Here is a 26,006-nt window from a genome sequence, read left to right as displayed (position 1 = left end):
GCCGGCGGGCGCGCCACCGGGGTGCGCCTGGGCACCGGCGAGGTGGTCGATGCGGACGCAGTGCTGGTCGCGGCGCGACCATTCGGTCGCGCACCACGACGCGTTCGAGACGTCGTGCCCGACAAGAGAAGACAGCACAGGCGCACGGTCCGGGAGGGGGGTCGCGGACCGTGCGCCTGTGTTCTTCGGCAGCCCGGCCATGGCTCGTGAGGGGCGATGCCTGGCGGCCGGGTGCGTTCGGGCGCCACGAGGGCACCGATCCGAAACTATCGGCATCATTCGGTTGGATCAACGAAACGGTGGATGTTTGCGTGAGACACATCTCACGCTTTCCCAACGGGACAAATCGTCCAGGATGTGCTCCGCCGATGAGGCGGGCGCCACAAATGCTCGGGATTGAACTCGGATTTCGCGATCGCGACGGTACAGTGCCTTACCGCCGCGTAAGTAGCGGAACGAGGGGTACTCCAGGGGGAAATACAGTGGTGGTGAGCAGTAGGTCCGGCCGTCCGCAGAAGACGGCGATGATCATCGCGCGGCGGATAGTTTCGGAGATCGACCGGCGGGGCCTGACGAGCGGCGACCGGCTGCCGTCCGAGAAGCTGATGCTCGAGGAGTACCAGGTCGGCCGCGGAACCCTGCGCGAGGCGCTGCGCTACCTCGAACTCTCGGGCGCCATCTCCCTCAAACCCGGCCCCGGCGGCGGTCCCACCGTCGAGAAGCCCGACTCCGGGCACCTGAAGAACAGTCTCGGGCTGGTCCTGCAGTTCGACGGCGCGCCCTTCTCCACGATCGTCGAGGCCCGGGCAGGCCTCGAGCCGCTGATGGCACGGCTAGCGGCCGAACGCATCACCGACGCACAGCGGGACCTGCTCGCCGAGTCGGTGGTCAAGATGGGGGAGAACCTCAAGGATCTCGACGTGTTCCTGGAGACGAACAAGGCGTTCCACGAGGTGATCGCGTGGGCGTCGGGCAACGTACTGTTCGGCTACCTCATCGACGCGGTCGACGGCATATTCGAGGGCGTGGCCCTCGGCGTCGAGTATCCCGCCGCCCGGCGAACCAAGGTCTATGACGCTCACGTCCGCATCCTCGCCGCGATCGACGCCGGCGATCCGACCGCCGCGGAAGTCGAGATGCGCGCTCATGTGACCGAGCTGACGACCTACCTGCAGAAGAAGTTCTCCGGTGCAATGGGCAAGCCCATCACCTGGGACGCCATGCAGTAGTTGGCGGTTCGGCTCCGCCTCGAGGGGGGATTCGCCCGATTCCACGACCGGCTGCGGCGAGAATCTCGACCGTCCGGTATTTGTCCACCGAACCTTCTGGTGTCCACGCACGCAATGCTGTAAACATAATCATAGATTACTGTGGCTATAACTCCGGTGGGCGGGGGAAAGGCCTTACCGTGTGGAGGTGCGTGCAGTGGGAAGGGCAAACCTTCGTCCTCAGAAGACTGCGATGTTGGTGGCTCAGCGCATCGTCGAGGACATCAACAAGCGTGGAAACAAGGTCGGTGACCGGCTTCCGCCGGAGCGCGTGATGCTCGAGGACTACGACATCGGCCGCGGCACCCTCCGGGAGTCGCTCCGGTTCCTCGAACTGCAGGGCGTCATCGCGCTCAAGCCCGGCCCGGGTGGCGGCCCGATCGTCCAGCAGCCGGACAGTGCCGGCCTCGAGACCGCGATCACGCTGCTGATGCAGTTCGAGAACGCGCCGTTCCGGTCGATCGTGGAGGCGCGGACCGCCCTCGAGCCGATGATGGCGAGGTTGGCGGCCGAGCGGATGAACGAGGACCAGCTGGCCGCGCTCAAGCACTCCGTCGACCACATGCGCGAGAACCTCGACGACGACGAGATCTTCATCGAGATGAGCCGCCTGTTCCACGACACCATCGCGAAGGGGTCCGGCAACGCGCTTTTCGGGTATCTCATTCACGCGCTCCTGGACATGCTGGACGGTTCGGCGATGGGCATGGAGTATCCGGAGCGGCACCGCGTTGCCACCTGTGACATCCACGAGAAGATCTATCTCGCTGTGGCGGCGGGTGATCCCGAGGCCGCGCTGGCGGCCATGGAGGAGCACATCGCCGGTATCTGGCGCTACGAGGAGAAGCACTACCCGCAGGTCCTCGACACCCCGATCGCCTGGGGTGTGCGGGGCTGATTCGCGCCCGTTCACACGCTCCCCGAGAGGCGGAGGCAACCTGTGGTTGCCTCCGCCTCTCTTTTGTAATGGCAAGAGGCAATGCCACTTTCACTCAGCTTTCGCGAGCGGGCAGGTCGCCGTGTTTCGCGGCAGTGTGTTGACAACCACACATATGATGCGCATCATATGTGGTGATTTGAGTCACTTGGAACAGTGTGTTGTCGCATGCGGCCACGAAGGGTGGAGAGCGGACATGACAAGAGTGCGAATCAGGGCGGTCGGCGCCGGGATTGCGGCCTGCCTCGCCGCAGCCGCCGTCGCGGGATGCGCGGAATCGGCATCGGCCGGCACCGGTGGCGGCTCGGGCCTGGAGTACGGGGCGTCGAAGGAGGACTACATCGCCGCGTTCGAGGACGTCGAACCCATCGTCCTCCACACGCAGTCCCCGTCCTCGAAGGGGTCGACCACCGGCCAGCCGGTCGAGAAGTATCTGGAGTCGATCACGGAGTGGTCGGGCGGCAAGATCACGTTCGACATCGCGTACGCGAATGCGATTGCCGCACCGGCGGATATCGACGATGCGTTGCTCGACGGCCGGCTCGACCTCGCGCACATCATCCCCCAGTACGACCCGTCCGAGTATCCCGCGAGCGCCGCGCTCACCGACTCGGCCTATCTCGCGAAGCAGACGCCCGTGGTCGGCGTCCTGCAGTCCAATGCCTGGGCCAACGACGTCGCCTTCGACACGCCGGAGATCATGGCGGAGTACGAGAACAAGGGCATGAAGCTCCTTCTTCCCGAATACAATTCGGGATCGAACGGATTGTTCTGTTCCAGCGCGCGGCGCGACCTGCCGTCGCTGCACGGCGCTCAGGTCACCGCCAGCGGGCGCTCGATCAGTGCCGAGGTCACCGCACTCGGCGCGAGCCCGGTGACCATGCCGTACACCGAGCTGTACGAGGCGCTGCAGCGCAAGGTCGCGGACTGCTCGGTCACGACGTTCACCGTCGGCACGATCGGCGGCTTCCTCGGCGCCGCGCCGCACGCCGTCATCGACTCCTCGGCGAGCTTCGCCAACGGGTGGGGCGGCATCGCCATGAGCCAGCAGGCATGGGACTCCCTTCCTCTCGTTGCGCAGCAGTTGATCTGGGACCGCGTGACGGTCTTCATGAAGTCGAACGTCGAGGACAAGGTCTTCGCCAACACGGTCGCGGGCACGGCCGAGATCCTCGCCGCCGGAGGCGGAGTCGGCACCTTCGCTCCCGATGCCGCTGCCGCGATCAAGGCGGAGCAGGACAAGCTCCTCGACGGCGTTCGCACGGGCAAGGCCTTCGACGACGGCGACGCGTTCGTCTCGCGGATGCAGAGCGCGGCCGAAGAGTGGCTCGCGACCCTCGCCGACCTCGGCTACACCGACGAAGTCGACTACGACGGATTCGCCAACTGGTACGCGCCCGGCAAGGTCGATCTCACCGACTACGCGGACAAGGTCTACGAGCAGATCTTCCTTCCCCATCGCCCGTCCTGACCGATCGATCAAGCAGGAGAAGACATGGCTCAGCCACTCAAATGCCCCGTCAGCCACACCGACTACACGCGCGAGAGTGAAATCTACGGTCACTACGCGTTGCTCGACGCCGAGCGGGAGCAGGATCGCTTCCACTTCAACGACACGACCGAACGCGGCTTCTGGATGCTCACCCGCTACGACGACGTGCTCGAGGGCTTCCAGAACTGGCGCACCTGGACCACCGACGTCCGGACCGCGCTGTACCCCAAGAGCGGGATTCCGCTGCTGCCACAGGATCTCAACGGTGACACCCATCAGCGTTTCCGTCGCATCCTGAACCCGTTCTTCGCGCCCGCCGCGATCGGGCGGATGGAAGAGCTGGCCTACTCCCGCTGCATCGAGCTGATCGAGGAGATCAAGGACCGGGGTCACTGCAACTTCGTGCAGGAGTTCGCGATCCGGTACCCGACGGACCTGTTCCTCGCACTCCTCGGACTGCCCGTCTCCGACGGTGACTTCTTCCTGCCCTGGAGCGAGAACATGTTCCGGGCGATGCTCCGCGGCGACGTCGACGACGCTCAGTTGTGGCAGGGCAAGATTCTGGAGTACTTCGACAAGGCCGTCGAGGATCGCCGTGCCAACCCGCTCGACCCCGCCGAGGACATGGTGACCCGGCTCCTCGAGGCGGAGATCGACGGCGAGCCGCTGAGCAAGGACGACATCCTCACCACCTGCCTGTCGATCATGCTCGCCGGGCTCGACACCACCCGCTCCGCGCTCGGGTACATCTTCGCGCACCTCGCGCAGCACGACGCGGACCGGCAGATGCTGATCGACGACCCGGACCTGACGAAGAAGGCCGTCGAGGAGTTCATCCGGCTCTACCCCCTGGTCATCCAGGCCGGCCGAGAGGTGCAGGAGGACACCGAATTCCACGGCCTCGACATGAAGACTGGGGATGTGATCTGGCTCGGTGTCGGCTCCGCGAACCGGGATCCGCGCATGTATCCCGAGCCCGACGAGTTCGTGCTCGACCGGCCCGGACTCAACCGCCACCTCGGGTTCGGCGCCGGACCGCACCGCTGCCTGGGCATGCACCTGGCGCGGCTGGAACTGGCCGTGGTGCTGGAGGAGTGGCACAAGCGGATTCCGAACTACCGGATTCGCGGTGAGGCGCCGCTCGTGGAGCGGGGCTCGCAGCTGACCCTGGAGAACCTCGAACTGGAATGGGACGTCTGATCATGGCCGGAGACACCGCACAGGACACCGTCGGCACGCTGAGTGTTGCCGAGGGAAAGTGCATGGGGCACGGTCGTTGCTACGCCGTGGCGCCGGACCTGCTCACCGATGACGAGGCGGGCTTCGTCGCGCAGGCCGGTCAGGATCTGCCGATCGGCCCGGACCTGCTGGCGCAGGCGCGCGACGCCGCCGACGCCTGCCCGGAGCGCGCCATCGCCTACCGGGCGAGCTGAGCGAGCCGGCGCGGACCCGACACGGGTCCGCGCCGGTTTCTCGTCAGAGCGCGTGTGCGGCGGCGAGTTCCGAGGTGGCGTGCACCGCGATTCGGAGCGACTCGAACAGTGCCGTGCCCGAATCGATTCGGCACTCGGCGCGGTAGGCACCCCATCCGAGCACTGATGGAGGCTCCGAGGCTCCGGGCAGTGCGGTGTAGAGGAAGTAGCACTGCAGCGCCGCACTGTCCGGCCCCGTCGCTCTCACCTCGGGCTGGCAGACGAAGTGCCGCTTGGTACTCGCGTCCCGCTGTCGGGCCTGCGTGAAGAAGTCCACGATCGCGGCGCGGCCGCGGTGCTCGGCCCGCGGCGTGGCGAGCGTTCCGTCGGGGGTGAACATCCGGGAGAGCGCCGCGGGGTCCGGATTGTCGAGCGCGGCCGCGTAGCGGTGCATCAGGCTCAGTGCGGCGCGCTCGGCCTCCAGCCCGGCCACCCGTTCGGTGAGGGCGGTCAGCGCGATGGTCATCTCGTCTGGTGTCACGGGGGTCCTCCGGTGGCGGGCGGTCCGACCGGAGGCGGGCATTGCCGACAGCCGGAATGTGATCTAGATTTCATGCATATTGTTATCAGGTAAATGGTCGTCGCGGGAGTGCCCATGGTGAACAGATTCGACGGTCGGGTGGCAGTGGTCACCGGCGCAGCGGGCGGCATCGGCGCCGCGGTGGTGCGGGGCCTGCATCGCGAGGGTGCGGCCGTGGTGATCGCGGACCTGCAGCGCGAAGCGGGCGCCGCCCTCGCCGCCGAGCTCGGTCCCCGGGCGCTGTTCGTGCCCACCGACGTCACCGTCGAGGACGACGTCGCCGCCGCCGTCGACCTCGCGGTCACGACCTTCGGACGGCTCGACATCATGTTCAACAACGCCGGGGTGATGGGCGTCCTCGGCCCCATCGACCGCACACCGATGGCCGAGGCGGACACCACGATCGCGATCAACCTGCGTGCGGTGATCTGCGGCTGCAAGCACGCCGCGCGGGTGATGAAGGCGCAGCGGTCCGGGGTGATCATCTCGACCTCGAGCCCCGGCGGCCTGCTCGGCGGCGTCGGTCCGCACGTCTACAGCGCAGCCAAGGCCGCCGTGATCGGCCTGTCGAATTCCGTGGCGGCCGAGCTTCGTCCGTACGGGATCCGGGTCAACACCATCGTCCCCGGAGCGGTGGTGTCCCCGATGACCGCGGCCGTCGTCGCGGACGGCGACCTCGGTGGCGCCGCGACCGCACTGGACGGATCCGCACTGATGGACCGGGCGCTGGTGCCCGAGGACGTCGCCGCGGGCGTGCTCTACCTGGCCGGCGACGACGCCGCCTACGTCACCGGAGTCACGCTGCCGGTCGATGCCGGGATGACCGGGATCATCGGCGTCTCGCCCTACACCAGCGGCCGGTACGCCGATCCGGTCACCCTGCTCGAGGCCGGGCGGCGCGGCTGACGACCGAGATCGCCGCCCAGACAGTCAGAACCAACATCGAACAACGGAACGGAAGAGGTGGTCCCATGTTGACCGGCAAGCGAATCCTGGTGACCGGAGGTGCCCAGGGTATGGGCCGGGAGATCGCGGTGGAAGCGGCCCGTCAGGGCGCCGAGTTCGTCGCCGTCGCGGATCGGAACATGGACGGCGCCAAGGAGACCGTCGGGCAGGTCGAGGCACTCGGTGTCGCGGCCCTCGCCATCGAGGTGGACCTCGCCGACAGCGAGCAGATCCGGACGATGATCGATTCCACCGTCGCCGCCGCGGGCGGCCTGGACACCTTGATCAACAACGCCGGCATCATGGAAGGCGCCTTCGCGGAGGATGCCTCGTTCGAGGGTCTGCCGGAAGATGTGTGGGACAAGGTGTTCGACATCAACGTCAAGGCGGTGTGGCTGGCCTCGAAGTTCGCCGCGCCGCACCTGCGCGCATCCGGGCGTGGGCCGTCGATCATCAACGCCGCCTCCGTCGCCGGCATGGTCGGCTATGTCAGCACCGCGTACCCGGCGAGCAAGGCGGCCGTCATCCAGCTGACCCGCACCACCGCGATCGCGCTCGCTCCGGAGGTTCGCGTCAACGCGTTCGCACCCGGCTCGATCGAGACGCCGATGAGTGCGGGTTTCCTCGCCGCGGCCGCGCCGGAGGACCGCGACGCCCGCCTGCTCGGCATGACCGGTGCGCACTTGATCCCGCGCTTCGGCACCAGCGGTGAGATCGCCAAGGTGGTCGCCTTCCTGGCCTCGGACGACGCGTCGTTCCTGACCGGCATCGTCGTCCCGGTCGACGGCGGCACCACGGCCTGGCGCGGGCACCGGTCCAAGTGATCGCCGGATCCGCTGTCCTCGCCGGGGTCGGCGAGTCGGAGTTCGGCCGGTCGGTCGACCGCCGGATCGACCGGCTGGTGATCGACGCGTGCCGCGCCGCGCTCGACGACGCCGGCCTGACCGCCGCCGACGTGGACGGGGTGATCTCGGCCGGGTCCTGGCCGGGGCCGGACGACGTCGCCGAGGCGCTCGGCATCGCGCGTGACTACACGGCCGCCCCCGGCATCCCCGCCGGGGCCGGTCCGCTCGCCGCGATCGACCTCGCCCGCACCGCCGTCGAATCGGGCCGGGCGGCAGTGGTTCTCGTGTACTACGGGTACGCGGGGTCGAAACCGGGCGGACCGTACGCCTTCCACGCCCACGACCCGGTCAAGGCCGGCCTCGAGATGCCCTTCGGCTGGTACGGGCAGCCGGTCTACTTCGCCGCGTGGGCGCAGCGGTACCTGCACACCTACGGGGTCACTCCGGACCAGCTCGGCGCGATCGCGATCGCGAACCGGACCTGGGCGGGGCTGACCCCGGGTGCCCAGCGCAGCCGCGAGCTGACCCTGGCGGACTACCTGGACAGCCCGATGATCGCGTCCCCGTTGCGTGCCGCCGACTGCTGCCTGATCACCGACGGGGCCGGGGCGGTCGTGGTCACCACCGCCGACCGGGCCCGGGACCTGGACGTCGCCGCGGTTCGGGTGGCCGGTGCCTCGACGGTCGCGGTGGGGCCGTCCATGACCTCCTTCTTCACCCAGGCCGACGACATGTGCAGCTTCGGGTCGGCGCGGTCCGGTCCTCGGGCATTCGCCGAGGCCGGTCTGCGGCCCTCCGACATCGACGTCGCCGAGATCTACGACTGCTTCAGCATCTCGCAGGCGATCCAGCTGGAGGATCTCGGATTCTGCGGCAGGGGAGAGGCGTTCGCGTTCACCGCGGACGGGCACACCGCTCCCGGGGGGTCGCTGCCGGTCAACACCCACGGCGGCCACCTCGCCTACGCCTACATCCCGGGGATCGTGCACGTGATCGAGGCGGTGCGCCAGCTGCGCGGGCGGCGCGGCGCGGCTCAGGTACCCGGTGCCCGCACCGCGCTGGTCGCGGCACTCGCCGGTGGCGAGCACACCACCCTGATCCTGACGGAGGACCGCTGATGACCGATTCGGCGCCGGCCGGCACCGCGGTGACCGAGGCCGACCACGTCCCGCAGTTCCCGCCGCCGCGGGACCTGCCCGAGCTGGAACCGTTCTGGGACGCGGCGGCCGCCGGTGGTCTCGCCCTGCCCCGGTGCCCGGGATGCGGTCGATGGCAATGGTATCCGGCGTCGGGATGCCGGTGCGGGTTCCCCGACGGCCCCGAGTGGGTGCCGGTCCGCGGTACCGGCGTGATCCACACCTTCACCCGCGTCGAACGGGCCTTCCTGCCGTCCGGGTCCACCCCGCCGTACACCGTCGCGCTCGTCGACATCGACGACGCACCCGGCGTGCGGTTGGTGACGAACCTGGTCGGGCCCGGAGCGGATGCGCCCCACATAGGTGACCGGGTCGAGTTGTCCCCCACCGTCTTCGACACCCACACCCTGCCCACCTTCCGACTGGTGGATTCCGACGAGAAGGAGACCCCGCGATGAAACTCTCACTCCGGTACGACATGCGGGCGCCCGCCGTCGGAGCGCCCGCCGCCGATCTCTACCGGGCCGCCGTCGAACAGGCCGCCTGGGCCGACTCGGCCGGCTTCGAGACGGTGTACATCGCCGAACACCACGGCGCCGAGGACGGCTACTGCGCCTCGCCGATGATCCTTGCCGGGGCGATGCTCGGTCGCACCCAGCGGATCGCGGTGCACTTCTCCGCGCTGGTCGCGGTCCTGCACGACCCGCTGCGACTGGCCGAGGACCTGGCGACGCTGGACCTGATCGGGCGGGGCCGGGTCGAGATGACGATGGGGATCGGGTACCGGCCCGACGAGTTCGAGATGTTCGACATCCCGATGAAGCGCCGGGTGAAGATCCTCGAGGAGATCATCGAGACGCTCGACAAGGCCTGGACCGGTGAACCTTTCGAGTTCCGAGGCCGGACCGTGCGGGTGCGGCCGACGCCGGTCACCACGCCACGGCCGCCGATCTACATCGGTGGCTCGGCGGATCCGTCCGCGGCACGCGCGGCCCGGTTGGGTGACAACTACTACCCGGCCGGGTCGGACAAGGATCGGCTGTACTCGCTCTTCGAGGCGGAGTGCGAACGGCTCGGGCGCCCCGTCCCGGCGCGGCCCTACCCGGCCGGACCGCTGTTCCTGCACGTCACCGACGACCCGGAGCGGGACTGGCAGCGACTGGCCCCGCACCTGATGTACACCACCAACATGAATGCGCAGTGGGCGAAGGAGCGGGGGACCGGGACCACCGGCTACAAGTTCGCGGAGACCGTCGAGGATCTCAAGCTGCTGCCGGAGTTCCAGGTGCTCACCCCGGACGAATGCGTCGAGTTCGCCACCGCCCGCGGTGACCGGTCCGAGCTGATGTTCCAGCCGCTCATGGGTGGCACGCCTCCCGAGATCGGTTGGGAAAGCCTGGAACTGTTCGCATCCAAGGTGCTCCCGCGGCTGGAGTCGGACGGTCTGCGGCAGGCAGCGGTGTCCTAGGGCATGGTTCGCCGGGTGCATCCGAGGGGGAGCAGGAGACCCGCCCTGGGCCGCGCCGTCCCGGCCGACGGCAACCCGGAGCACGGCAACCCGGAGCACGAGAACGGCGCCCCCACCCGTGTGGGGGCGCCGTTCTCGCTGGGCGCGGGCTACGGACGGTACGGGTCCGCCCGCTGCACCGGCGGTGCCGTCTTCCAGTCCGGCAGGCCGAGTTCGGGCGTCCCGACCGGGCTCTTGCCGCCGGAGAGGTGCGTCCACTGCGCGTGACTGAGCTGATGGATCGTGAAGCAGGCGTCGAGCGCGTTGGAGAATCCCATCGCGTCCTGGCTCTGGTTCACCGACTCCTTGACCAGCAGCGCCGCCATGGTGGGCACCTGGGCGATGCGACGGGCGAACTCGAGGGTGCGCTCGCCGAGGTCGTCGGCCGGGAAGATCTTGCTCACCATGCCGAGTGCGCGGGCGTCCTCGGCGTCGAGGCAGTCGCCGGTGAGGAGGAGTTCCTTGGCCTTGCGCGGACCGAACTCCCAGGGGTGGCCGAAGTATTCGACGCCGCACATGCCGAGGCGGGTGGCGACGACGTCGGCGAACTGGGTGCCCTCCGCGGCGACGATGAGGTCGCACGCCCAGGTCAGCATCAGCGCCGCGGAGAAGACGTTGCCGTGCACCTGCGCGATGGTGATCTTGCGCAGGTTGCGCCAGCGGCGGGTGTTCTCGAAGAAGTAGTGCCACTCCTGGTGGTGCCGCGACTCGACGGCGTCCTTCGTGCCGCCGGTGCAGCCGTACGACCAGTGCTGGTCCGGTCCCGGATCCCGTTCGGCCTTGTAGTCCGGGCTGCCGAGGTCGTGCCCGGAGGAGAAGACGGGCCCGTCGCCGGCGAGGATCACCACGCGGACGGTGTCGTCTGCCTCGGCCCGCAGGAACGCCTCGGTGAGTTCGACGAGCAGCCCGCGGTTCTGCGCGTTGCGGTACTTGGGCCGGCTCAGCACGATCCGGGCGATGGTGCCCTCGTCGTGGGTCTCGTAGCGGAGATACTTGTAGTCCACCTCGGTGGTGGGGTCGGTGCCGACTGTGCTCATGCCGGTGGTCCTTTCGGGTCAGACCGTCGCGGAGGAGGCCTGGACGAGGGTGCGTGCCTGGTCGAGAAGTGCTTGGGAGACACCGTGGAAACGCCGGCCGAGGTCGGCGTCGGCCTTGCCCGCGCAGGCGCGGGCGTGGGTGCCTTCGAGGAGGATGGCGAGCCGGTAGCAGGCGAGGACCTGGTACCAGTCGAAGCCGGACATGTCCCGGCCGCTGACGGCGCCGTAGCGGGCGATCACCTCGTCGCGGCGGGGGAGGCCGTCGAGCCGGCGGGCCAGGCCCGCGGTGCGCGGCTCGTCCGGGTTCGGCCAGCTGGCCAGCAGGTGCCCGAGGTCGAGGAGAGGGTCGCCGACCGTGGCCAGTTCCCAGTCCACCACCGCGGCCACCTCGGCTGCGTCCCTGCGGAACATCACGTTGCCGAAGTGGTAGTCGCCGTGGATGATTCCCTTCCGCCACTCGGCGGGGCGGTGATCGTCGAGCCACGTGCCGATCTCGTCGAGGCCGTCGAGATCGGGTCCGGGCCAGCCGTCGAGTTCGTGGTAGGAGTCGAGCTGGCGGCGCCAGCGGCCGACCTGGCGGTCGATCCAGCCGTCGGCGCGGTCCACCTGGGCCTGCCCGAGGACGGCCGGGTCGAGGGCGCCGAGCGCGGCCGCGGCGTCGACCATCGACAGTCCCATCGCGTGCTGCGCCTCGGCGGAGGAGGCGTGCGGCTCGGGCACCTCGGTCGTCGCGGTGAATCCCTCGATCGCCTCCATCACGAAGAAGAAGCAGCCCATCACGTCGAGGTCCTCGCACGAGGTGACCAGGCGGGGGTGGGGCACACCGCTGTCCGCCAGTGCCTCGAGGATGCGGGCCTCCCGGCGCATGGTCTCGTCGCTGTTGCTGCGCTTGTGCAGCGGGGGCCGACGGAAGACGTAGTCGACGCCGTCCCGGGTGAACTTGACCAGGATGTTCTGGGTGCCGCCGGTCAGGGCGACCACGTTCTCGACCGGTCCGGTGCCGACGCCGCTGTGATCCAGCCAGGCCGTCAGAGCGGTGATGTCCACCGGGTCGCGCATCGGAAGCACCTCGTGTCTCTCGTTGGTTCGTGCTGGGCGAGTGATCTGGGGCACTCGCTCACCGCACCATACACATTGCTTGCAACCATTGTCATGATTCACTTCACATTCAGGCGCATAGTTGTTATCGTTTGCGTCAGATGGCCGGCATGTTCCTGCCGCATGTGGCCCCGCACCTCGTGTGCACATCAACAATCCAAGCGTTCTCACCAGGTGGTGCAATGGGTATCGAAATGGTTCTGGACATGGCCGCATCGGTCAATCCCGACAGGCTCGCCGTCGGCCGCCGCGGCGCGGGAATGACCTACCAGCAGCTCAGCGACATCGCCTCCGGCGGTGCCGCGGTCCTGACCGAGCACGGTGCCGCGCACCTCGTGTTCGTCGGCGTGAACGGGCCGGTGCTCCCCGTCCTCACCTTCGCCGCGGCTCGGGCCGGCGTTCCCCTCGCGCCCCTGAACTATCGTCTCGCAACCGATCAGCTGCGTGACCTGGTCGCCCAGCTCGACCGCCCGTTGATCGTCACCGACCCGGCCTACCGGGACAAGCTCGACGGTGCCGCGGACACGGTGCTCACCAGCGAGGAGTTCCTCGATCTCGCGCGCGCCGCGACCCAGGTGGACGCGGTGCCCGTCCCGGACGACGCCACCGCCATCGTCCTGTTCACCAGCGGCACGACGTCGGCTCCGAAGGGCGTGTTGCTGCGCCACCAGCACCTGCTGTCCTACCTGTTCAACACCGTCGAATTCGGTTCCGCGGGTGAGGAACAGGCGACGCTGGTCAGCACGCCGCCCTACCACGTGGCAGGCATGGGCGCGGTCCTGAGCAACATCTACGCCGGGCGCCGCATGGTGCACCTGCCCGACTTCTCCCCGCCGGCCTGGCTGGACCTGGTCCGCGAGGAGGGCATCACCAGTGCGATGGTGGTGCCGACCATGCTGGCCCGGGTCGTCGAGCACCTCGACGGCGCGCCCGCGAACACCCCGGCGCTGGGCTCGCTCGCCTACGGCGGCGCACGGATGCCGCAGCCGGTGCTCGAACGCGCACTGGTCGCCTTCCCGGACACCGGATTCGTCAACGCCTACGGACTCACCGAGACCAGCTCCACCATCGCGGTGCTCGGGCCCGACGATCACCGCGACGCGCTCGCCGATCCGGCGCTGCGCGGACGGCTCGGCTCGGTCGGGCGCATCGTCCCCGGCATGGAGGCGCAGATCCGCGGCGAGAACGAGGAGATCCTCGGCGACGGCGAGACCGGTCTGCTGTGGGTGCGGGGCGCCCAGGTCAGCGGCGAGTACATGGGCAAGGGTTCCGCGCTCGACGCCGACGGCTGGTTCCCCACCCGTGACCGCGCCCGCATCGAGGACGGCTACCTGTACATCGGTGGCCGTGCCGACGACACCATCATCCGCGGCGGCGAGAACATCGCCCCGGCCGAGATCGAGGACGTGCTCGTCCGCCACGACGACGTCCGCGAACTGGCGGTCATCGGTGTGCCGGACGACGAGTGGGGCGAGCGCATCTGCGCCGTGATCGTGCCGGTCGGCGCCGAGCACGCCGACTCCGAGTCGATCCGCACGTGGTGCCGGGAGCGGCTGCGCGGCTCGCGCACCCCCGACGAGGTGGTCTTCGTGGACGAACTGCCCAAGACCGCCACCGGCAAACTGGTCCGCCGGGACCTCGTCGCGCAGATCACCGAGCCCGCCGCAGGCTGACCGGGGAGCTTTCCCCACAACACCTTTCACCATCCGTTGGAGGATCCAATGCGTAATGCCGTCATCGTCGACGTCGTCCGATCGGCGTCCGGCCGGGGCAAGGCCGGCGGGGCGCTCTCCGAGGTGCACCCGATCGACCTGCTCGCGGAAGTGCTGCGTGGCCTGATGGCGCGCAACGAGATCGACCCGGTTCTCGTCGACGACGTCATCGGCGGCACCGTCAGCCAGGCGTCTGAGCAGGCCGGCAACATCACCCGCTCCGCGATGCTGGCGGCGGGCCTGCCCGAGTCCACCCCGGCGACCACCGTCACCCGGGCCTGCGGATCGAGCCAGCAGGCCGTCCACTTCGCCGCGCAGGGCGTGATCGCCGGCGCCTACGACGTCGTGATCGCCTGCGGTGTCGAGTCGATGAGCCGGGTGCCGATGGGCACCGCCCCGATGGGCCGGGACCTGGTCGGTGTCGGGCTGGGGCAGCGCTACCCGGAGGGCTGGATCAGCCAGGGTGTGGCCGCGGAACTGGTCGCGACGAAGTGGGGCATGACCCGGGACGACGTCGACGCCTACGCATTCGAGTCCCACCGGCGTGCCGCGTCGGCCGCCGCGGCCGGCCACTTCGACCGCGAGATCGTGCCGGTGGCCGTCCCCGCCGGCGTCCACGACCGGGACGAGACGATTCGCGCCGCCACCACCCCGGAGAGCCTCGGCGGGCTGCGGGCCTCCTTCCGGTCCGACGAGTCCGAGCAGCGCTTCCCGGGGCTGGGCTGGATGATCACCCCGGGCAACTCGTCGCCGCTGACCGACGCGGCCGCCGCGACGCTGATCATGTCCGAGGAGAAGGCAGCCGAGCTCGGCCTGACCCCGCGTGCCCGGTTCGTCGACTTCACCGTCGCCGGTGACGACCCGCTGTACATGCTCACCGCACCGATCCCGGCGACGCAGAAACTGTTGGACCGCACCGGTCTGTCCATCGCCGACATCGACGTCTACGAGGTCAACGAGGCCTTCGCCTCGGTGCCGCTGGCCTGGGCCCGCGAGTTCGGTGCGGACCCGGCGCGGCTCAACCCCGCCGGCGGTGCCATCTCCCTCGGCCACGCGATCGGCGCCTCTGGTGTGCGGCTGCTCGCGACCATGGTCGGCCAGCTCGAACGCACCGGTGGCCGGTACGGCCTGCAGACGATGTGCGAGCACGGCGGCATGGCGAACGCTCTTCTCGTCGAACGTATCTGACGACCCGGCAACGTATCTCCCGACAGCAGTCAAGGAAGGCGCACTCGTGAACATCAATGGCAAGGTCACCGTAGTGACCGGAGGTGCCTCCGGTCTCGGGCTCGCGACGGCCCGTCAGCTGATCGAGCAGGGATCGAAGGTCGTCCTGCTCGACCTGCCCACGTCGAACGGCGCGGCCGTCGCCGCCGAACTGGGGGAGAACGCGATCTTCGCCCCGGCCGACATCACCGACGAGGTCGCCGTCGCGGCCGCGCTCGACGCCGCCGAGGCGTTCGGCGAGCTGCGCGCCGTCGTGAGCTGCGCGGGCACCGGCCGGTCGCTGCGCGTGGTCGGCCGCAAGGGAGTGTTCCCGCTCGACGTGTTCACGAAGGTCGTCACCATCAACCTGATCGGCACCTTCAACGTGATCCGGCTGGCCGCCGAGCGGATGTCGAAGCTCGAACTCGAGGGCGAGGAGCGCGGCGTCATCGTCACGACCGCCTCGGTCGCGGCCTACGAGGGGCAGATCGGGCAGGCCGCCTACGCGGCCTCGAAGGCCGGCGTCGCGGGCATGACCCTGCCGCTCGCCCGCGACCTGGCCTCGCTCGCGATCCGCGTCGTATCCATCGCGCCGGGACTGTTCGACACCCCGCTGCTCGGCGGCCTCGGCGACGAGGCGAAGGCCTCGCTCGGCGCACAGATCCCGCACCCGAGCCGGCTCGGCGACCCGGCCGAATTCGGTTCTCTCGCAGCACACATCGTGTCCAACCCGATGCTCAACGGTGAGGTCATCCGGCTCGACGGCGCGATCCGGATGGCGCCGCGCTGATGACCGGCCTGCCGGTGGACAGCCACGAGTGGGTCCTGCGGGCGCGTCCCACCGGGCGACCGGTCGACTCGGATGTCGAACTGGTCGTCCGGACGCTGCCCAACCCCTCGGCGGGCGAGGTGCGGGTGCGCAACCTCGTGATGTCCGTCGAGCCGTACATGCGCGGCCGGATGGGCGGGGAGTCGACCTACGCCGAGCCCTACCCGATCGGCGAACCGCTGCGCGCGCCGACAGTTGGCCGGGTCACCGAGTCCGCCGACCCGGCGGTGCCGGTCGGCGCGCTGGTCCTGCACGACTTCGGCTGGCGGGAGTACTCGTCGGTCCCCGCCGCCGAGTGCCGGCTGCTCGGGGCCGGGCGGGTCGATCCGGCCGCGTACCTCGGCGTGCTGGGCATCCCCGGGATGACCGCATGGATCGGCATCGACCGGATCGCGCGGGTGCGTGCCGGGGACGTGGTGTTCGTGTCTTCGGCGGCTGGGGCGGTCGGCTCCACCGCGGTCCAGCTCGCGAAGCTGCGCGGTGCCACCGTGATCGCCAGCGCCGGATCACCCGAGAAGGTGGCGCTGGCGCGGGAACTCGGCGCCGACGCCGCCTTCGACCATCACGACGGCCCGATCAGCGGGCAACTGCGCGGAGCGCTCGCGGAGGTGGGTGCGAGCGGTCTCGACGTCTACTTCGACAATGTCGGTGGCGAGCATCTCGAGGCGGCGATCCGGGTGATCAACGACCACGCGCGGATCGCGCTGTGCGGGATGATCAGCATCTACAACTCGGCGACGCCTCAACCCGGCCCGAGCAACCTCATCAAGCTGATCTGGCGGCGGGCCCGGATGGAGGGCTTCCTGCACCGCGACCACCTTCACGCGCGGGACGAGTTCGAGGACCAGATGACCGGGTGGATCGAGTCCGGACGCGTCCGGTCGGTGCACACCGCGTTCGGTGGCGGGGTGGCCGGCGCGTGGGACGCGTTCCTCGGCATGCTGGACGGCAGCGCGACCGGCAAGGCGATCGTCCCGATCGCCGACAGTGCCGACGATTCACAGGTTCTCGGCGGGACGTACTCGCCCGACAAGGAGGTACAACGATGACGGCACCTGCACTTCCCCTGGAGGGCAAGGTCGCTCTCGTCACCGGCGGTAGCCGGGGGCTGGGCCGGGAGATGGTGCTGGCGTTCGCGAAGGCCGGTGCGGACACGATCATCGTCAGCCGCAAGATCGACAGCTGTGAGGCGCTCGCGGCCGAGGTGGCCGAGACCACCGGCCGGCGCGCGCTGCCCGTCGCCTGCCACGTCGGCGACTGGGACGCCCAGGATCAGCTGGTGGCACGCGCCTACGAGGAGTTCGGCAAGGTCGACATCCTGGTCAACAACGCCGGAATGTCGCCGTTGTACTCGAGCCTCGAGGAGATCTCCGAGGCGCTGTTCGACAAGGTCTTCGACGTCAACCTCAAGGGCGCCTTCCGGCTCACCACGCTGATCGCGCCGCGGATGGCCGCGGGTGCGGGCGGGTCGATCATCAACATCAGCTCGATCGCGTCGGAGCGGCCCACTCCGGGCGACCTGCCCTACGCCGCGGCGAAGGCCGGCCTGAACATCCTCACCAAGGGGTTCGCGCAGGCGTACGGACCGAACGTGCGGGTGAACGCCATCATGGCGGGGCCGTTCCTCACCGACATCAGCAAGGCGTGGGACATGGACGTCGTCGCGGAGAAGATGGCCGCGCTGCCGCTGGGCCGGGCCGGAAATCCGGACGAGATCATCGGCGCGGCACTGTATCTCGCCGGCCCCTCGTCCACCTACACCTCCGGCGCGATCCTCCCCGTCGACGGTGGCCGCACCGCAATGCGCTGACCCCGTGAGTCCTTTCGGCCCGCCACGGGACGCCGAGGACTCACGGCTCACTCTCACGAAAGGAACCAGGACATGAGCTGGGGATTCGAGACCGACCCCGAGTACCAGAAGGTGCTCGACTGGGCCGACGAGTTCGTCACCACCGAGGTCGAGCCGATCGACCAGGTCATCACCCACGCGTGGGACCTGAAGGATCCGCTGCGGCAGAAGCTGATCCCGCCGCTGCAGGACAAGGTTCGGGAGAAGGGCCTGTGGGCCACGCACCTCGGTCCCGAACTGGGCGGGCAGGGCTACGGCCAGCTGAAGCTCGCCCTGCTCAACGAGATCGTCGGCCGAACCCACTCCGGTCCGATCGTCTTCGGCGCCCAGGCGCCGGACTCGGGCAACACCGAGATCCTCGCCCATTACGGCACCCCGGAACTCAAGGAGCGGTACCTCAAGCCGCTGATCGAGAACGAGATCGTCTCCTGCTACGCGATGACGGAGCCGCAGGGCGGGTCCAACCCGATCGAGTTCGAGACCACCGCGGTCCTCGACGGTGACGAGTGGGTGATCAACGGCGAGAAGTGGTTCGGGTCGAACGCCCGCTTCGCATCGTTCTACATCATCATGGCCGTGACCGACCCGGAGGCGGAGCCGCACCGGCGACTCTCGCAGTTCATCGTCCCGGCCGAGACCCCGGGTGTCGAGATCGTGCGCAACACCGGGGTGTGGGGCCACGACTACGAGGTCGGCACCCACGCCTACACCCGCTGGACCGACGTACGGATCCCCAAGGACCACATCCTGGGCGGGGTCGGGCAGGGCTTCGAGGTGGCGCAGACCCGTCTCGGCGGCGGCCGCATCCACCACGCGATGCGCACGGTCGGCCTGGTCAAGCGTTCGCTCGACATGATGCTCGAGCGCGCCGTCTCCCGCACGACGCGCGGCAAGCGTCTCGGTGATCAGCAGATGGTGCAGGAGATGATCGCCGACTCGTGGCTCCAGCTCGAGCAGTTCCGGCTGCTGGTGCTGCGCACCGCGTGGCGGATCGACCAGGAGAACGACTACCGCAAGGTCATCAAGGACATCGCGGCGGTCAAGGCTGCGATGCCGAAGGTGCTCCTCGACGTGTCCTCGCGGGCGGTGCAGCTGCACGGTTCGCTCGGTGTGTCCAAGGAACTGCCCCTGGGCAAGTGGCTGTTCGAGTCCTACCACATGGGCCTCGCCGACGGCGCGACCGAGATCCACAAGGTCAGCCTCGCCCGTCAGCTGCTGCGCGACGCGACCCCGCACGAGGGGCTGTTCCCGAGCTACCACCTGCCCGCTCTCGAGGATCAGGCCCGCGCCAAGTTCGCGGCCGAGCTGAGCGCCCTCGACGGCTAGGCACGCACGAGAAGGGCCCCGGAGCGATGTGAACTGCTCCGGGGCCCTTCTCGTATGCCACTCGCCCCCGCCACCCCTTTGACCGAATGTGGGATTCGTTCACTTCAACTGACCGGATCCCACATTCGGTCAATGGGGGGGAGGAGTGGGGGTACAAGGGGTGGGGCGGTCAGCGGTCGCGGCTGACGACGAACGCGGTGGAGCCTGCGAGCCCGTTGGACACCGTGACCACGGAGCGGGACGCACCGGGCACCTGGCGGTCGCCCGCGCGGTCGGTCACCTGGTAGGCGGCCTCGGTCAGCTGGGTCATGCCGTGCAGGCGGCCTTCGGCGAGGCAACCACCGCCGGTGTTGATCGGCAGTGATCCGCCGAGCCGGGCGTGCCCGTCGTCGATGAAACCGGCGGCCTCACCACGGTTGACGAAACCGAGGCCCTCGAGCCACGTGTACGTGAAGATCGAGAAGCCGTCGTAGAGCTGTGCCACGTCGATCTCCGTGCGATCGATTCCGGCTGCGGCCCAGAGACGTTCACCGGTGCGCGCGGACCCGTCGAGGATGTCCTCCAACGCCATCGGCACGCCGGTGGCGCCGACGTGGTTGCTCGCTGCGTACCCGGTGATCAGCGCCGGAGGGTTCCGCAGCTCCCGCGCCCGTTCGGTGCGGGTGAGGACGATCGCGACCGCCCCGTCGACCGGAAGGTCGCAGTCCAGCATCGTGATCGGGTCCGCGATCATCCGCGATGCCAGGTACTCGTCCTTGGTCAGCGTCTTGCCCCGGAAGAAGGCGTTCGGGTTGCGGTGTGCGTTCTCCCGGTTGTCGACGATGAAGTTGGCCAGCGATTCCCGGGTCGCGCCGGACAGGTCCAGATACCGTCGCGCCACCGTCGCCGCCCATCCGGCAGGCATGGAGAACCCGTACGGCGCGAAGAACTGGTCCTTGCCCGCGGCATGCGTGGCCGTGTAGTTCGAGTAGCGGCCCACGGGCATGTGGAGAGCGCGGTAGAGAACGACATGGGTGCACGCACCGGCGACGAGCGCGTTGATCGCGTCGATCGCGGCGTGCGTGACCATCGGGGTGGTGTTGCCCAGCCAGGTGATCGCGTCGCGAATGCCCAGCGCCTGCGCCAGGAATCCCGGAGTCACGACGTCGACGCCGTCCTGGTTGCCCTTCTCGCCGCCGTACACCGGCATGGTCGGCGTGGTGGCGAGGCCGTCGATGTCGCTGCGGCCGAGGCCGGCGTCGGCCAGGGCCAGGTCGGTCGCCTCGACGGTCAGGTCGGCCAGCGACCGCGGATTGCGCCGGACCAGTTCGGTGTAGCCGATCCCGGCGATCGCCACCTTGTCACGAAAGTTCCACATGGTCATCCCTCCTCGGGCGGAACTGGGGTACGACCGCGTCCGGCGTGAGCTCCTCGAACGCCACTTCCAGTGGCATGCCGATGCGCAGCTCGGTGGGGGAGACGTCGAGCAGGTTGGTCGTGACCAGGAGACCGGGCTGCTCGTCGATCTCCACGACGCCAACGACATAGGGGAGCGAGTCGGCGAAGCCGGGACCGGGCGAGTCGTGCATCACCGTGTACGAGTACAGCGTCGCGCGGCCGGAGACGTCGCGCCAGGTCAGGTCGTCCCCGGTGCACCGCGGGCAGAACGTGGCCGGCAGGTGCACGAAGCGGTCGCACGCACCGCAGAACTGCAGTGACAGCCGGTGTTCACCGGCTGCGGCCCAGTACGGTGCCGAGGTTTCGTCGGCGCGGGGCAGGGGCTTGAGCGGCGGAATCGGTCGACTCATCCGACCTCCTCGGGGGTGCGTGCGGGTTGTCCGCAAATGTAGATAATGGTATTCATCTATTAGGCATTCTGTGACGCCGGTCTCTGTTTCGTCAAGTTGCCCACGGCGAAGGCCGGGACGTGCGGCCCGTGCGAGTTCAATGCAAATCATTCGCATGAAAGCTTGACTTTGGATCTAATTCAGGCGAATGATATCCGCATCGACGGTGACGTGGATCACGACGGAAGGTGGTGCGAGATCGCCGTGCCGCACAGCGAAACCCGCCCCTGGCAGTCGGCCCGCGAGCCCGATTCCCCGCCGAGTGTCACCGCGTCCCATCCCCTCAATCCTGCGGAGTTCACATGAGCGCATCATCGAGCGCTTCGAGTACGCGGCCCAACCGGCTGCTGCTCTTCATCGAGGTCCCGGCCGTCATCGTGCTGTTCGTCATGATGCTTCACGTGACCGCCAACGCCTTGCTGCGGGCGTTCGCCTCGAGTCCGATCCAGAACACACTGGAGATCACCCAGTACATCTACCTGCCGATCATCGCGCTGCTCGGATTCATGGCCGCGCAGGCTCGGGGCGAGCACATCGTCGCGGACCTGGTGACCCACTACTTCCCGCTCCGTGTCCGGCGGTGGGTGCTGTTCGTCGGCTACGTCCTGACCGCCGTCGTGATGCTCGGATTCGCTTGGTACGGACTCGAAGATGCGTTGCACGCCCGCGAGATCGGCAAGACGGCCGGCGTGTCGACGGTCGTCTCGTGGCCGGTTCAGTTCCTCGTGCCGCTGTCCTTCGGTGTGCTCACCGTCCAGATCGGCTACGCCGCCGTGCGCGCCCTGCGCGGCTACGAGGACGAGGACGCGACCGACGCCGAGGTCGAACGCATCAACGCCGAGATCGAGGCCGAGCGCGCGCTCGAGGCCCCGGCCCTCACCACATCGGATTCGGAGAAGAAATGACCACCGCTGCCGCTCCCGCAGAGAATGCGGACCCCCGTCCGATCGAGCCACCACCGGTCGGTCCGAGCAACAAGCACACCGTTCGCTCGTGGGCGGTCTTCGGCACCCTCGTCGTGCTGCTCGTCGCATCGACGGCGGCGATCTTCATGCCGCTCAAGCCCGGAGCCATCGGGTGCGCGGCACTGGTGATGATGCTGGTGCTGCTGTTCCTGCGGGTGCCGGTTGCCCTGACGATGATCATCCCGTCCTTCGCGGGCCTCTATGCGATCCGCGGCGAGAAGACCGTCGTGACGGCGTTGTCGTCGCTGCCCTACGACCAGGTCGCCAGCTGGACCCTCAGTGTCGTGCCGATGTTCGTCCTGATGGGCCTGCTGATGTGGAAGTCGGGCCTGACCGCCAACCTCTACACGGCGGCGCGGCACTGGCTCGGCTGGATGCCGGGCGGCCTCGCGGTGGGCACCAACGTCGCCGGCGCCGGCCTCGCCGCGGTCAGCGGTTCGACCACCGGCACCGCCTATGCTCTCGGGCGCATCGGCATCCCCGAGATGCTCAAGGCCGGTTACGACCGCCGCCTCGCGATCGGTGCGGTCATCGTCGCCGGGCTTCCCGGGCAGCTGATTCCGCCGAGCATCCTGCTCGTGCTGTACGCGGGCATCGCCGAGGTCCCGGTCGGCAAGCAGCTCCTCGCCGGCATCGGCCCCGGTGTCCTGGTGGCCATCCTGTTCAGCGTCGCGATCATCCTGTTCGCGATCTTCGGCAAGGATCTGGCCGGCCCGAAGGAGAACCGCGTCGCCGCCGCGCAGGTGTCCTGGAAGGAACGCTTCGCGAGCCTTGTTGCGGCGTGGCCGGTTCCGGTGCTGATCTTCGTCATCATCGGCGGCATGTTCTCCGGGGTCTTCACCGCGACGGAGGCCGGTGCGGTCGCGGCGCTGTGCTCGGTGGGCGTGGTGTTCATCTGGAAGCGCAAGACCGGTGGTGCGCTGCGCGCGATCACGGACGGCGCCATCGGCACGGTCTCCACGGTGGGCGCGGTGTTCCTGCTGCTCATCGGTGTGGAGGCGCTGTCCCGGATGATGACCCTGACGGGCATCAGCAACGGGTTCGCCGACGTGATCACCAAGATGGATCTCGGCCGTGTCGAGTTCCTGCTGCTGATGACGCTGATCTACCTGCTCCTCGGCGCGTTCATGGAACCGCTGCCGATGATGGTGCTGACCGTCCCGATCCTGATCCCCACGCTCGAGTCGCTCGACATCTCGCTGCTGTGGTTCGGCGCGTTCACCGTCTTCATGGGCGAGCTCGCGATCCTGTCGCCGCCGGTCGGAATCCTGGCGATGGTCATCCATTCGATCGCGAAGGACCCCCAGGTCAACCTGGGTAAGAACATTCCGCTCAAGGACGTGTTCGTCGCGTCGCTGTGGTTCCTGCCGATGGCGCTCGTGGTGGTCCTGGTGCTGATCTTCTTCCCGGAGATCTCGACCTTCCTGCCCGACCGGTCGGGCGGCTAGCCGACGGGTCCGCGGAAACGTTCGGCCGGAAGGGTGTTCCCTTCCGGCCGAACGTCGTTGGTTGGGCGGGGCGGCTACACCGCGAGCACGCCCGCGTTCGTGAGAGCAGCGACCTCGCCCTCGTCGAGGGACAGGACCTCGCGCAGGATGTCCGGGCCGTCCTCGCCCAGTCGGGCGGCCGGGCCGGTGTGCAGGTGGGTGCCGTCGAAGGACGCGGGCATCGCGGCGGCGAGGTAGTCGCCGATGCGTGGCTGTGCCAGCGGGGCGAAGAGTGGGTTGCTCTCGAGTGATCCGGACCGGACCACCTGCTCGAAGGTGCGGTACCGCTCGTGCAGGACCGAGGACGCGCCCAGTGCCCGCCCGACCTCGTCGGCGTGATGCGACCGGAACCACTTGGCGAACAGTGCGGTGAGGACCTCGCGATGCTCGTATCGATCGCTCTCGCGGCCGAAGTCTGCCTCGAGGGCGGATTCCAGTGCCGTGACCGGCTTCTCGGTCCCGGTGACCGCGACCAGGTCCCGGAAGTGGCGGGGCGTCAGCGCGACGATCATGAACCGCTCGTTGTCGGCGGTGACGAAATCCGTGCCGTACGTGCCGTACACGTCGTTGCCGGTGCCGGTCCGGCCGGTGCCGTTGACCTGCACCTCGGTGAGGTAGCCCAGGGCGCCCGCGGTCGCGAGGGCAACGTCCTCGAGGGGGAGGACGATCCGGGAGCCCTCCCCGGTGGCCTCGCGCCGGTGGACCGCAGCCGCGACTGCGAGCGCCGCGTGCAGCCCGGCCGCGACGTCCCACGCGGGCAGTGCGTGGTTCACTGCGCCTGCGTGATTCACGGGTCCGGTGATCTGGGGGAATCCCAGCGCGGCGTTGACGGTGTAGTCCACGCCGGGGCGGCCGTCGTGGCGGCCCAGCAGCTCGAGGGTGATGACGTCCGGGCGCAGCGCGGACAGGGTCTCGTGACTCATCCAGCGCCGACCGCCGGCATTGGTCACCAGGATCCCGCCGCCGGTGCCGGGTGCGGTCACGAGGCGCCGGACGATGTCCTGGCCCTCGGGGCTGCGCAGGTCCAGCGCCAGGGATCTCTTGCCCCGGTTGAGTCCGGTCCAGTAGATGGACTCGCCCTCGGCGGTGAGCGGCCAGCGGTCGATGTCCGCGGCGCCCCCGATCGGATCGATTCGGATGACCTCGGCGCCCAGTTGGCACAGCGTGAGGCCGCACAGTGGCGAGGCGACGAAGCTCGAGATCTCGATGATCCGGAGGCCGTCGAGGGGCCGGGTGGTCGGTGTGGTCATTGTGGTGGATCCTCCGGTCTGAATGGCTTCTGATCAGGCATTTCAGAAACAATGATAATAATTCACACCATAGTATTGACACGCAGGATTCTTGGACGCAATACTTCCACCATGGCATCCGTTTCGGCAGTAGGTCCGGAAGATTTCGCTGACATCCTGGCGCAGACCCGCGAGTTCATTCGCAAGGAAGTCGTGCCGCGTGAGCAGGAGATCGCAGACACCGACAGCATCCCCGACGACGTCCGCAAGAACGCGGCGGCGATGGGGCTGTTCGGCTATGCGATCCCGCAGGAATGGGGTGGTCTCGGGCTGGACCTGACCCAGGATGTCCAGCTGGCAATGGAATTCGGCTACACGGCCCTGTCCCTGCGGTCGATGTTCGGCACCAACAACGGCATCGCGGGGCAGGTGCTGGTCGGCTTCGGCACCGACGAGCAGAAGGCGCAGTGGCTCGAGGGCATCGCCTCGGGTGACATCGTCGCCTCGTTCGCTCTGACCGAGCCCGGCGCAGGATCCAACCCGGCCGGGCTGCGGACCAAGGCGGTCCGGGAAGGCGACGACTGGATCATCAACGGCGAGAAGCGGTTCATCACCAACGCGCCGCTGGCCGATCTGTTCGTGGTGTTCGCCCGCACCCGGCCCGCCGACGAGAACGGCACCGGAATCGCCGTCTTCCTCGTGCCCGCCGACACGCCGGGCGTCGTTGTCTCGCCCAAGGACCGGAAGATGGGGCAGGAGGGTGCATGGACGGCCGACGTGCACTTCTCCGACGTCCGGGTTCCGCACGGAGCGCTGGTCGGCGGCAACGAGGACGTCGGATACCGCGCCGCGATGACCTCGCTGGCCCGCGGACGCGTCCACATCGCGGCGCTCGCGGTCGGTACCGCGCAGCGGGTGCTGGACGAGTCGGTGGCATACGCCGCCACCGCAACCCAGGGCGGCACGCCGATCGGTGATTTCCAGCTCGTGCAGGCGATGATCGCCGACATCGCGGCCGGCGTGATGGCCGGGCGCGCAATGGTGCGTGAGGTCGCCGAACGCTACGTCTCGGGTGAGGACCGACGGATCGGGCCGTCCGCCGTCAAGCTCTACTGCACCGAGATGGCGGGTCGGGCAGCCGATCTCGGCGTCCAGATCCACGGCGGTACCGGCTACATGCGGGAGGTGCCCGTCGAGCGGATCTACCGCGACGTGCGGCTGCTGCGCCTGTACGAGGGCACCAGCGAGATCCAGCGCCTGATCATCGGTGGCGGCCTGGTGAACGCCGCCAAGAAGGCCGCCGCGGGCGGGGGGCGCTGA

At 68.8% G+C, this 26,006-nt stretch carries 25 protein-coding genes; 19 read left to right on the top strand and 6 right to left on the bottom strand.

Annotation, left to right across the window (positions count from 1 at the left end; genetic code table 11):
* Nucleotides 1-488 precede the first annotated feature (488 nt).
* From ACWDUM_RS27420 to ACWDUM_RS27400, 5 genes are all read left to right on the top strand, one after another.
* On the top strand, nt 489-1,229 hold the full coding sequence (locus ACWDUM_RS27420) for a FadR/GntR family transcriptional regulator (protein ID WP_450136432.1): 741 nt from the start codon (nt 489-491) through the stop codon (nt 1,227-1,229).
* 232 nt (nt 1,230-1,461) lie between these two features.
* Nucleotides 1,462-2,166: a FadR/GntR family transcriptional regulator gene (locus ACWDUM_RS27415; protein ID WP_450116762.1), complete on the top strand. Its 705-nt coding sequence runs from the start codon at nt 1,462-1,464 to the stop codon at nt 2,164-2,166.
* A 235-nt stretch (nt 2,167-2,401) separates the two neighbouring features.
* Nucleotides 2,402-3,676, top strand: coding sequence for a C4-dicarboxylate ABC transporter substrate-binding protein (locus ACWDUM_RS27410; RefSeq protein ID WP_450116763.1), 1,275 nt, complete (start codon nt 2,402-2,404; stop codon nt 3,674-3,676).
* 24 nt (nt 3,677-3,700) lie between these two features.
* Entirely contained in the window at nt 3,701-4,897 is a 1,197-nt protein-coding gene (locus ACWDUM_RS27405; RefSeq protein WP_450136431.1) for a cytochrome P450, read from the top strand.
* Nucleotides 4,885-5,130, top strand: a complete 246-nt coding sequence (locus tag ACWDUM_RS27400; RefSeq protein ID WP_450136430.1) for a ferredoxin — start codon at nt 4,885-4,887, stop codon at nt 5,128-5,130. Before ACWDUM_RS27405 ends, ACWDUM_RS27400 begins: the two co-directional genes overlap by 13 nt.
* Before the next feature lie 43 nt (nt 5,131-5,173).
* On the opposite strand, the gene ACWDUM_RS27395 is transcribed toward ACWDUM_RS27400, so the two are convergent.
* Nucleotides 5,174-5,650: a nuclear transport factor 2 family protein gene (locus ACWDUM_RS27395; RefSeq protein ID WP_450136429.1), complete on the bottom strand. Its 477-nt coding sequence runs from the start codon at nt 5,648-5,650 to the stop codon at nt 5,174-5,176.
* 114 nt (nt 5,651-5,764) lie between these two features.
* Between ACWDUM_RS27395 and ACWDUM_RS27390 the strand changes: the two genes are divergently transcribed.
* The 5 genes from ACWDUM_RS27390 to ACWDUM_RS27370 all read left to right on the top strand — a co-directional run bounded on the left by ACWDUM_RS27390 (nt 5,765) and on the right by ACWDUM_RS27370 (nt 10,083).
* A complete protein-coding gene (locus tag ACWDUM_RS27390) occupies nt 5,765-6,595 on the top strand; it encodes an SDR family oxidoreductase (protein ID WP_450136428.1) in 831 nt (276 codons plus the stop codon).
* Between the two features lie 65 nt (nt 6,596-6,660).
* On the top strand, nt 6,661-7,458 hold the full coding sequence (locus ACWDUM_RS27385; RefSeq protein WP_450136427.1) for an SDR family NAD(P)-dependent oxidoreductase: 798 nt from the start codon (nt 6,661-6,663) through the stop codon (nt 7,456-7,458).
* The gene (locus tag ACWDUM_RS27380; RefSeq protein ID WP_450136426.1) at nt 7,455-8,597 is read left to right on the top strand and encodes a thiolase family protein; all 1,143 of its coding nucleotides are present in this window, start codon (nt 7,455-7,457) and stop codon (nt 8,595-8,597) included. Before ACWDUM_RS27385 ends, ACWDUM_RS27380 begins: the two co-directional genes overlap by 4 nt.
* Nucleotides 8,597-9,073, top strand: coding sequence for a Zn-ribbon domain-containing OB-fold protein (locus ACWDUM_RS27375; protein ID WP_450136425.1), 477 nt, complete (start codon nt 8,597-8,599; stop codon nt 9,071-9,073). Before ACWDUM_RS27380 ends, ACWDUM_RS27375 begins: the two co-directional genes overlap by 1 nt.
* The gene (locus ACWDUM_RS27370) at nt 9,070-10,083 is read left to right on the top strand and encodes an LLM class flavin-dependent oxidoreductase (protein ID WP_450136424.1); all 1,014 of its coding nucleotides are present in this window, start codon (nt 9,070-9,072) and stop codon (nt 10,081-10,083) included. The genes ACWDUM_RS27375 and ACWDUM_RS27370 overlap by 4 nt, the downstream gene beginning before the upstream one ends.
* Nucleotides 10,084-10,232: 149 nt before the next feature.
* On the opposite strand, the gene ACWDUM_RS27365 is transcribed toward ACWDUM_RS27370, so the two are convergent.
* Nucleotides 10,233-11,159, bottom strand: a complete 927-nt coding sequence (locus tag ACWDUM_RS27365; RefSeq protein ID WP_450116772.1) for an enoyl-CoA hydratase — start codon at nt 11,157-11,159, stop codon at nt 10,233-10,235.
* An 18-nt stretch (nt 11,160-11,177) separates the two neighbouring features.
* Nucleotides 11,178-12,218 carry a phosphotransferase family protein gene (locus tag ACWDUM_RS27360; RefSeq protein WP_450136423.1) on the bottom strand — a complete coding sequence of 347 codons (1,041 nt, stop codon included), beginning with the start codon at nt 12,216-12,218 and terminating at the stop codon, nt 11,178-11,180.
* Between the two features lie 221 nt (nt 12,219-12,439).
* Here ACWDUM_RS27360 and ACWDUM_RS27355 point away from each other — a divergent pair, with 221 nt between their 5' ends.
* From ACWDUM_RS27355 to ACWDUM_RS27330, 6 genes are all read left to right on the top strand, one after another.
* Nucleotides 12,440-13,930, top strand: coding sequence for an AMP-binding protein (locus ACWDUM_RS27355; RefSeq protein ID WP_450136422.1), 1,491 nt, complete (start codon nt 12,440-12,442; stop codon nt 13,928-13,930).
* Between the two features lie 48 nt (nt 13,931-13,978).
* Nucleotides 13,979-15,157, top strand: a complete 1,179-nt coding sequence (locus tag ACWDUM_RS27350) for a thiolase family protein (protein ID WP_450136421.1) — start codon at nt 13,979-13,981, stop codon at nt 15,155-15,157.
* Nucleotides 15,158-15,203: 46 nt separating this feature from the next.
* Entirely contained in the window at nt 15,204-15,965 is a 762-nt protein-coding gene (locus ACWDUM_RS27345; protein ID WP_450116776.1) for an SDR family NAD(P)-dependent oxidoreductase, read from the top strand.
* Complete coding sequence (locus tag ACWDUM_RS27340; protein WP_450136420.1) at nt 15,965-17,053, top strand: NADP-dependent oxidoreductase; 1,089 nt, start codon at nt 15,965-15,967, stop codon at nt 17,051-17,053. Before ACWDUM_RS27345 ends, ACWDUM_RS27340 begins: the two co-directional genes overlap by 1 nt.
* A complete protein-coding gene (locus tag ACWDUM_RS27335; protein WP_450136419.1) occupies nt 17,050-17,814 on the top strand; it encodes an SDR family NAD(P)-dependent oxidoreductase in 765 nt (254 codons plus the stop codon). Before ACWDUM_RS27340 ends, ACWDUM_RS27335 begins: the two co-directional genes overlap by 4 nt.
* Before the next feature lie 72 nt (nt 17,815-17,886).
* Nucleotides 17,887-19,179: an acyl-CoA dehydrogenase family protein gene (locus ACWDUM_RS27330; RefSeq protein ID WP_450136418.1), complete on the top strand. Its 1,293-nt coding sequence runs from the start codon at nt 17,887-17,889 to the stop codon at nt 19,177-19,179.
* 169 nt (nt 19,180-19,348) lie between these two features.
* On the opposite strand, the gene ACWDUM_RS27325 is transcribed toward ACWDUM_RS27330, so the two are convergent.
* Both ACWDUM_RS27325 and ACWDUM_RS27320 read right to left on the bottom strand, forming a co-directional pair.
* Nucleotides 19,349-20,542, bottom strand: a complete 1,194-nt coding sequence (locus ACWDUM_RS27325) for a thiolase C-terminal domain-containing protein (RefSeq protein ID WP_450136417.1) — start codon at nt 20,540-20,542, stop codon at nt 19,349-19,351.
* On the bottom strand, nt 20,520-20,966 hold the full coding sequence (locus ACWDUM_RS27320; protein ID WP_450136416.1) for a Zn-ribbon domain-containing OB-fold protein: 447 nt from the start codon (nt 20,964-20,966) through the stop codon (nt 20,520-20,522). Before ACWDUM_RS27320 ends, ACWDUM_RS27325 begins: the two co-directional genes overlap by 23 nt.
* Nucleotides 20,967-21,307: 341 nt before the next feature.
* Between ACWDUM_RS27320 and ACWDUM_RS27315 the strand changes: the two genes are divergently transcribed.
* Nucleotides 21,308-21,910, top strand: coding sequence for a TRAP transporter small permease (locus ACWDUM_RS27315; RefSeq protein WP_450136415.1), 603 nt, complete (start codon nt 21,308-21,310; stop codon nt 21,908-21,910).
* Nucleotides 21,907-23,418: a TRAP transporter large permease gene (locus tag ACWDUM_RS27310; protein WP_450116783.1), complete on the top strand. Its 1,512-nt coding sequence runs from the start codon at nt 21,907-21,909 to the stop codon at nt 23,416-23,418. Before ACWDUM_RS27315 ends, ACWDUM_RS27310 begins: the two co-directional genes overlap by 4 nt.
* Before the next feature lie 74 nt (nt 23,419-23,492).
* On the opposite strand, the gene ACWDUM_RS27305 is transcribed toward ACWDUM_RS27310, so the two are convergent.
* Nucleotides 23,493-24,707, bottom strand: coding sequence for a CoA transferase (locus ACWDUM_RS27305; protein WP_450136414.1), 1,215 nt, complete (start codon nt 24,705-24,707; stop codon nt 23,493-23,495).
* 111 nt (nt 24,708-24,818) lie between these two features.
* Here ACWDUM_RS27305 and ACWDUM_RS27300 point away from each other — a divergent pair, with 111 nt between their 5' ends.
* On the top strand, nt 24,819-26,006 hold the full coding sequence (locus ACWDUM_RS27300) for an acyl-CoA dehydrogenase family protein (protein ID WP_450136413.1): 1,188 nt from the start codon (nt 24,819-24,821) through the stop codon (nt 26,004-26,006).

This window comes from Rhodococcus sp. NPDC003322 (assembly GCF_053589555.1).
The sequence above is the reverse complement of the archived record's forward strand: the minus strand, read 5'-3'. Positions and strand labels throughout refer to the sequence as shown.

Coding starts and splice junctions, on each gene's coding strand:
- ACWDUM_RS27315 (WP_450136415.1), top strand. CDS start 21,308: ATGAGCGCATCATCGAGCGCTTCGAGTACGCGGCCCAACCGGCTGCTG.
- ACWDUM_RS27355 (WP_450136422.1), top strand. CDS start 12,440: ATGGGTATCGAAATGGTTCTGGACATGGCCGCATCGGTCAATCCCGAC.
- ACWDUM_RS27400 (WP_450136430.1), top strand. CDS start 4,885: ATGGGACGTCTGATCATGGCCGGAGACACCGCACAGGACACCGTCGGC.
- ACWDUM_RS27415 (WP_450116762.1), top strand. CDS start 1,462: ATGTTGGTGGCTCAGCGCATCGTCGAGGACATCAACAAGCGTGGAAAC.
- ACWDUM_RS27335 (WP_450136419.1), top strand. CDS start 17,050: ATGACGGCACCTGCACTTCCCCTGGAGGGCAAGGTCGCTCTCGTCACC.
- ACWDUM_RS27340 (WP_450136420.1), top strand. CDS start 15,965: ATGACCGGCCTGCCGGTGGACAGCCACGAGTGGGTCCTGCGGGCGCGT.
- ACWDUM_RS27410 (WP_450116763.1), top strand. CDS start 2,402: ATGACAAGAGTGCGAATCAGGGCGGTCGGCGCCGGGATTGCGGCCTGC.
- ACWDUM_RS27305 (WP_450136414.1), bottom strand. CDS start 24,707: ATGACCACACCGACCACCCGGCCCCTCGACGGCCTCCGGATCATCGAG.
- ACWDUM_RS27330 (WP_450136418.1), top strand. CDS start 17,887: ATGAGCTGGGGATTCGAGACCGACCCCGAGTACCAGAAGGTGCTCGAC.
- ACWDUM_RS27300 (WP_450136413.1), top strand. CDS start 24,819: ATGGCATCCGTTTCGGCAGTAGGTCCGGAAGATTTCGCTGACATCCTG.
- ACWDUM_RS27320 (WP_450136416.1), bottom strand. CDS start 20,966: ATGAGTCGACCGATTCCGCCGCTCAAGCCCCTGCCCCGCGCCGACGAA.
- ACWDUM_RS27375 (WP_450136425.1), top strand. CDS start 8,597: ATGACCGATTCGGCGCCGGCCGGCACCGCGGTGACCGAGGCCGACCAC.
- ACWDUM_RS27385 (WP_450136427.1), top strand. CDS start 6,661: ATGTTGACCGGCAAGCGAATCCTGGTGACCGGAGGTGCCCAGGGTATG.
- ACWDUM_RS27370 (WP_450136424.1), top strand. CDS start 9,070: ATGAAACTCTCACTCCGGTACGACATGCGGGCGCCCGCCGTCGGAGCG.
- ACWDUM_RS27350 (WP_450136421.1), top strand. CDS start 13,979: ATGCGTAATGCCGTCATCGTCGACGTCGTCCGATCGGCGTCCGGCCGG.
- ACWDUM_RS27325 (WP_450136417.1), bottom strand. CDS start 20,542: ATGACCATGTGGAACTTTCGTGACAAGGTGGCGATCGCCGGGATCGGC.
- ACWDUM_RS27360 (WP_450136423.1), bottom strand. CDS start 12,218: ATGCGCGACCCGGTGGACATCACCGCTCTGACGGCCTGGCTGGATCAC.
- ACWDUM_RS27365 (WP_450116772.1), bottom strand. CDS start 11,159: ATGAGCACAGTCGGCACCGACCCCACCACCGAGGTGGACTACAAGTAT.
- ACWDUM_RS27390 (WP_450136428.1), top strand. CDS start 5,765: ATGGTGAACAGATTCGACGGTCGGGTGGCAGTGGTCACCGGCGCAGCG.
- ACWDUM_RS27405 (WP_450136431.1), top strand. CDS start 3,701: ATGGCTCAGCCACTCAAATGCCCCGTCAGCCACACCGACTACACGCGC.
- ACWDUM_RS27310 (WP_450116783.1), top strand. CDS start 21,907: ATGACCACCGCTGCCGCTCCCGCAGAGAATGCGGACCCCCGTCCGATC.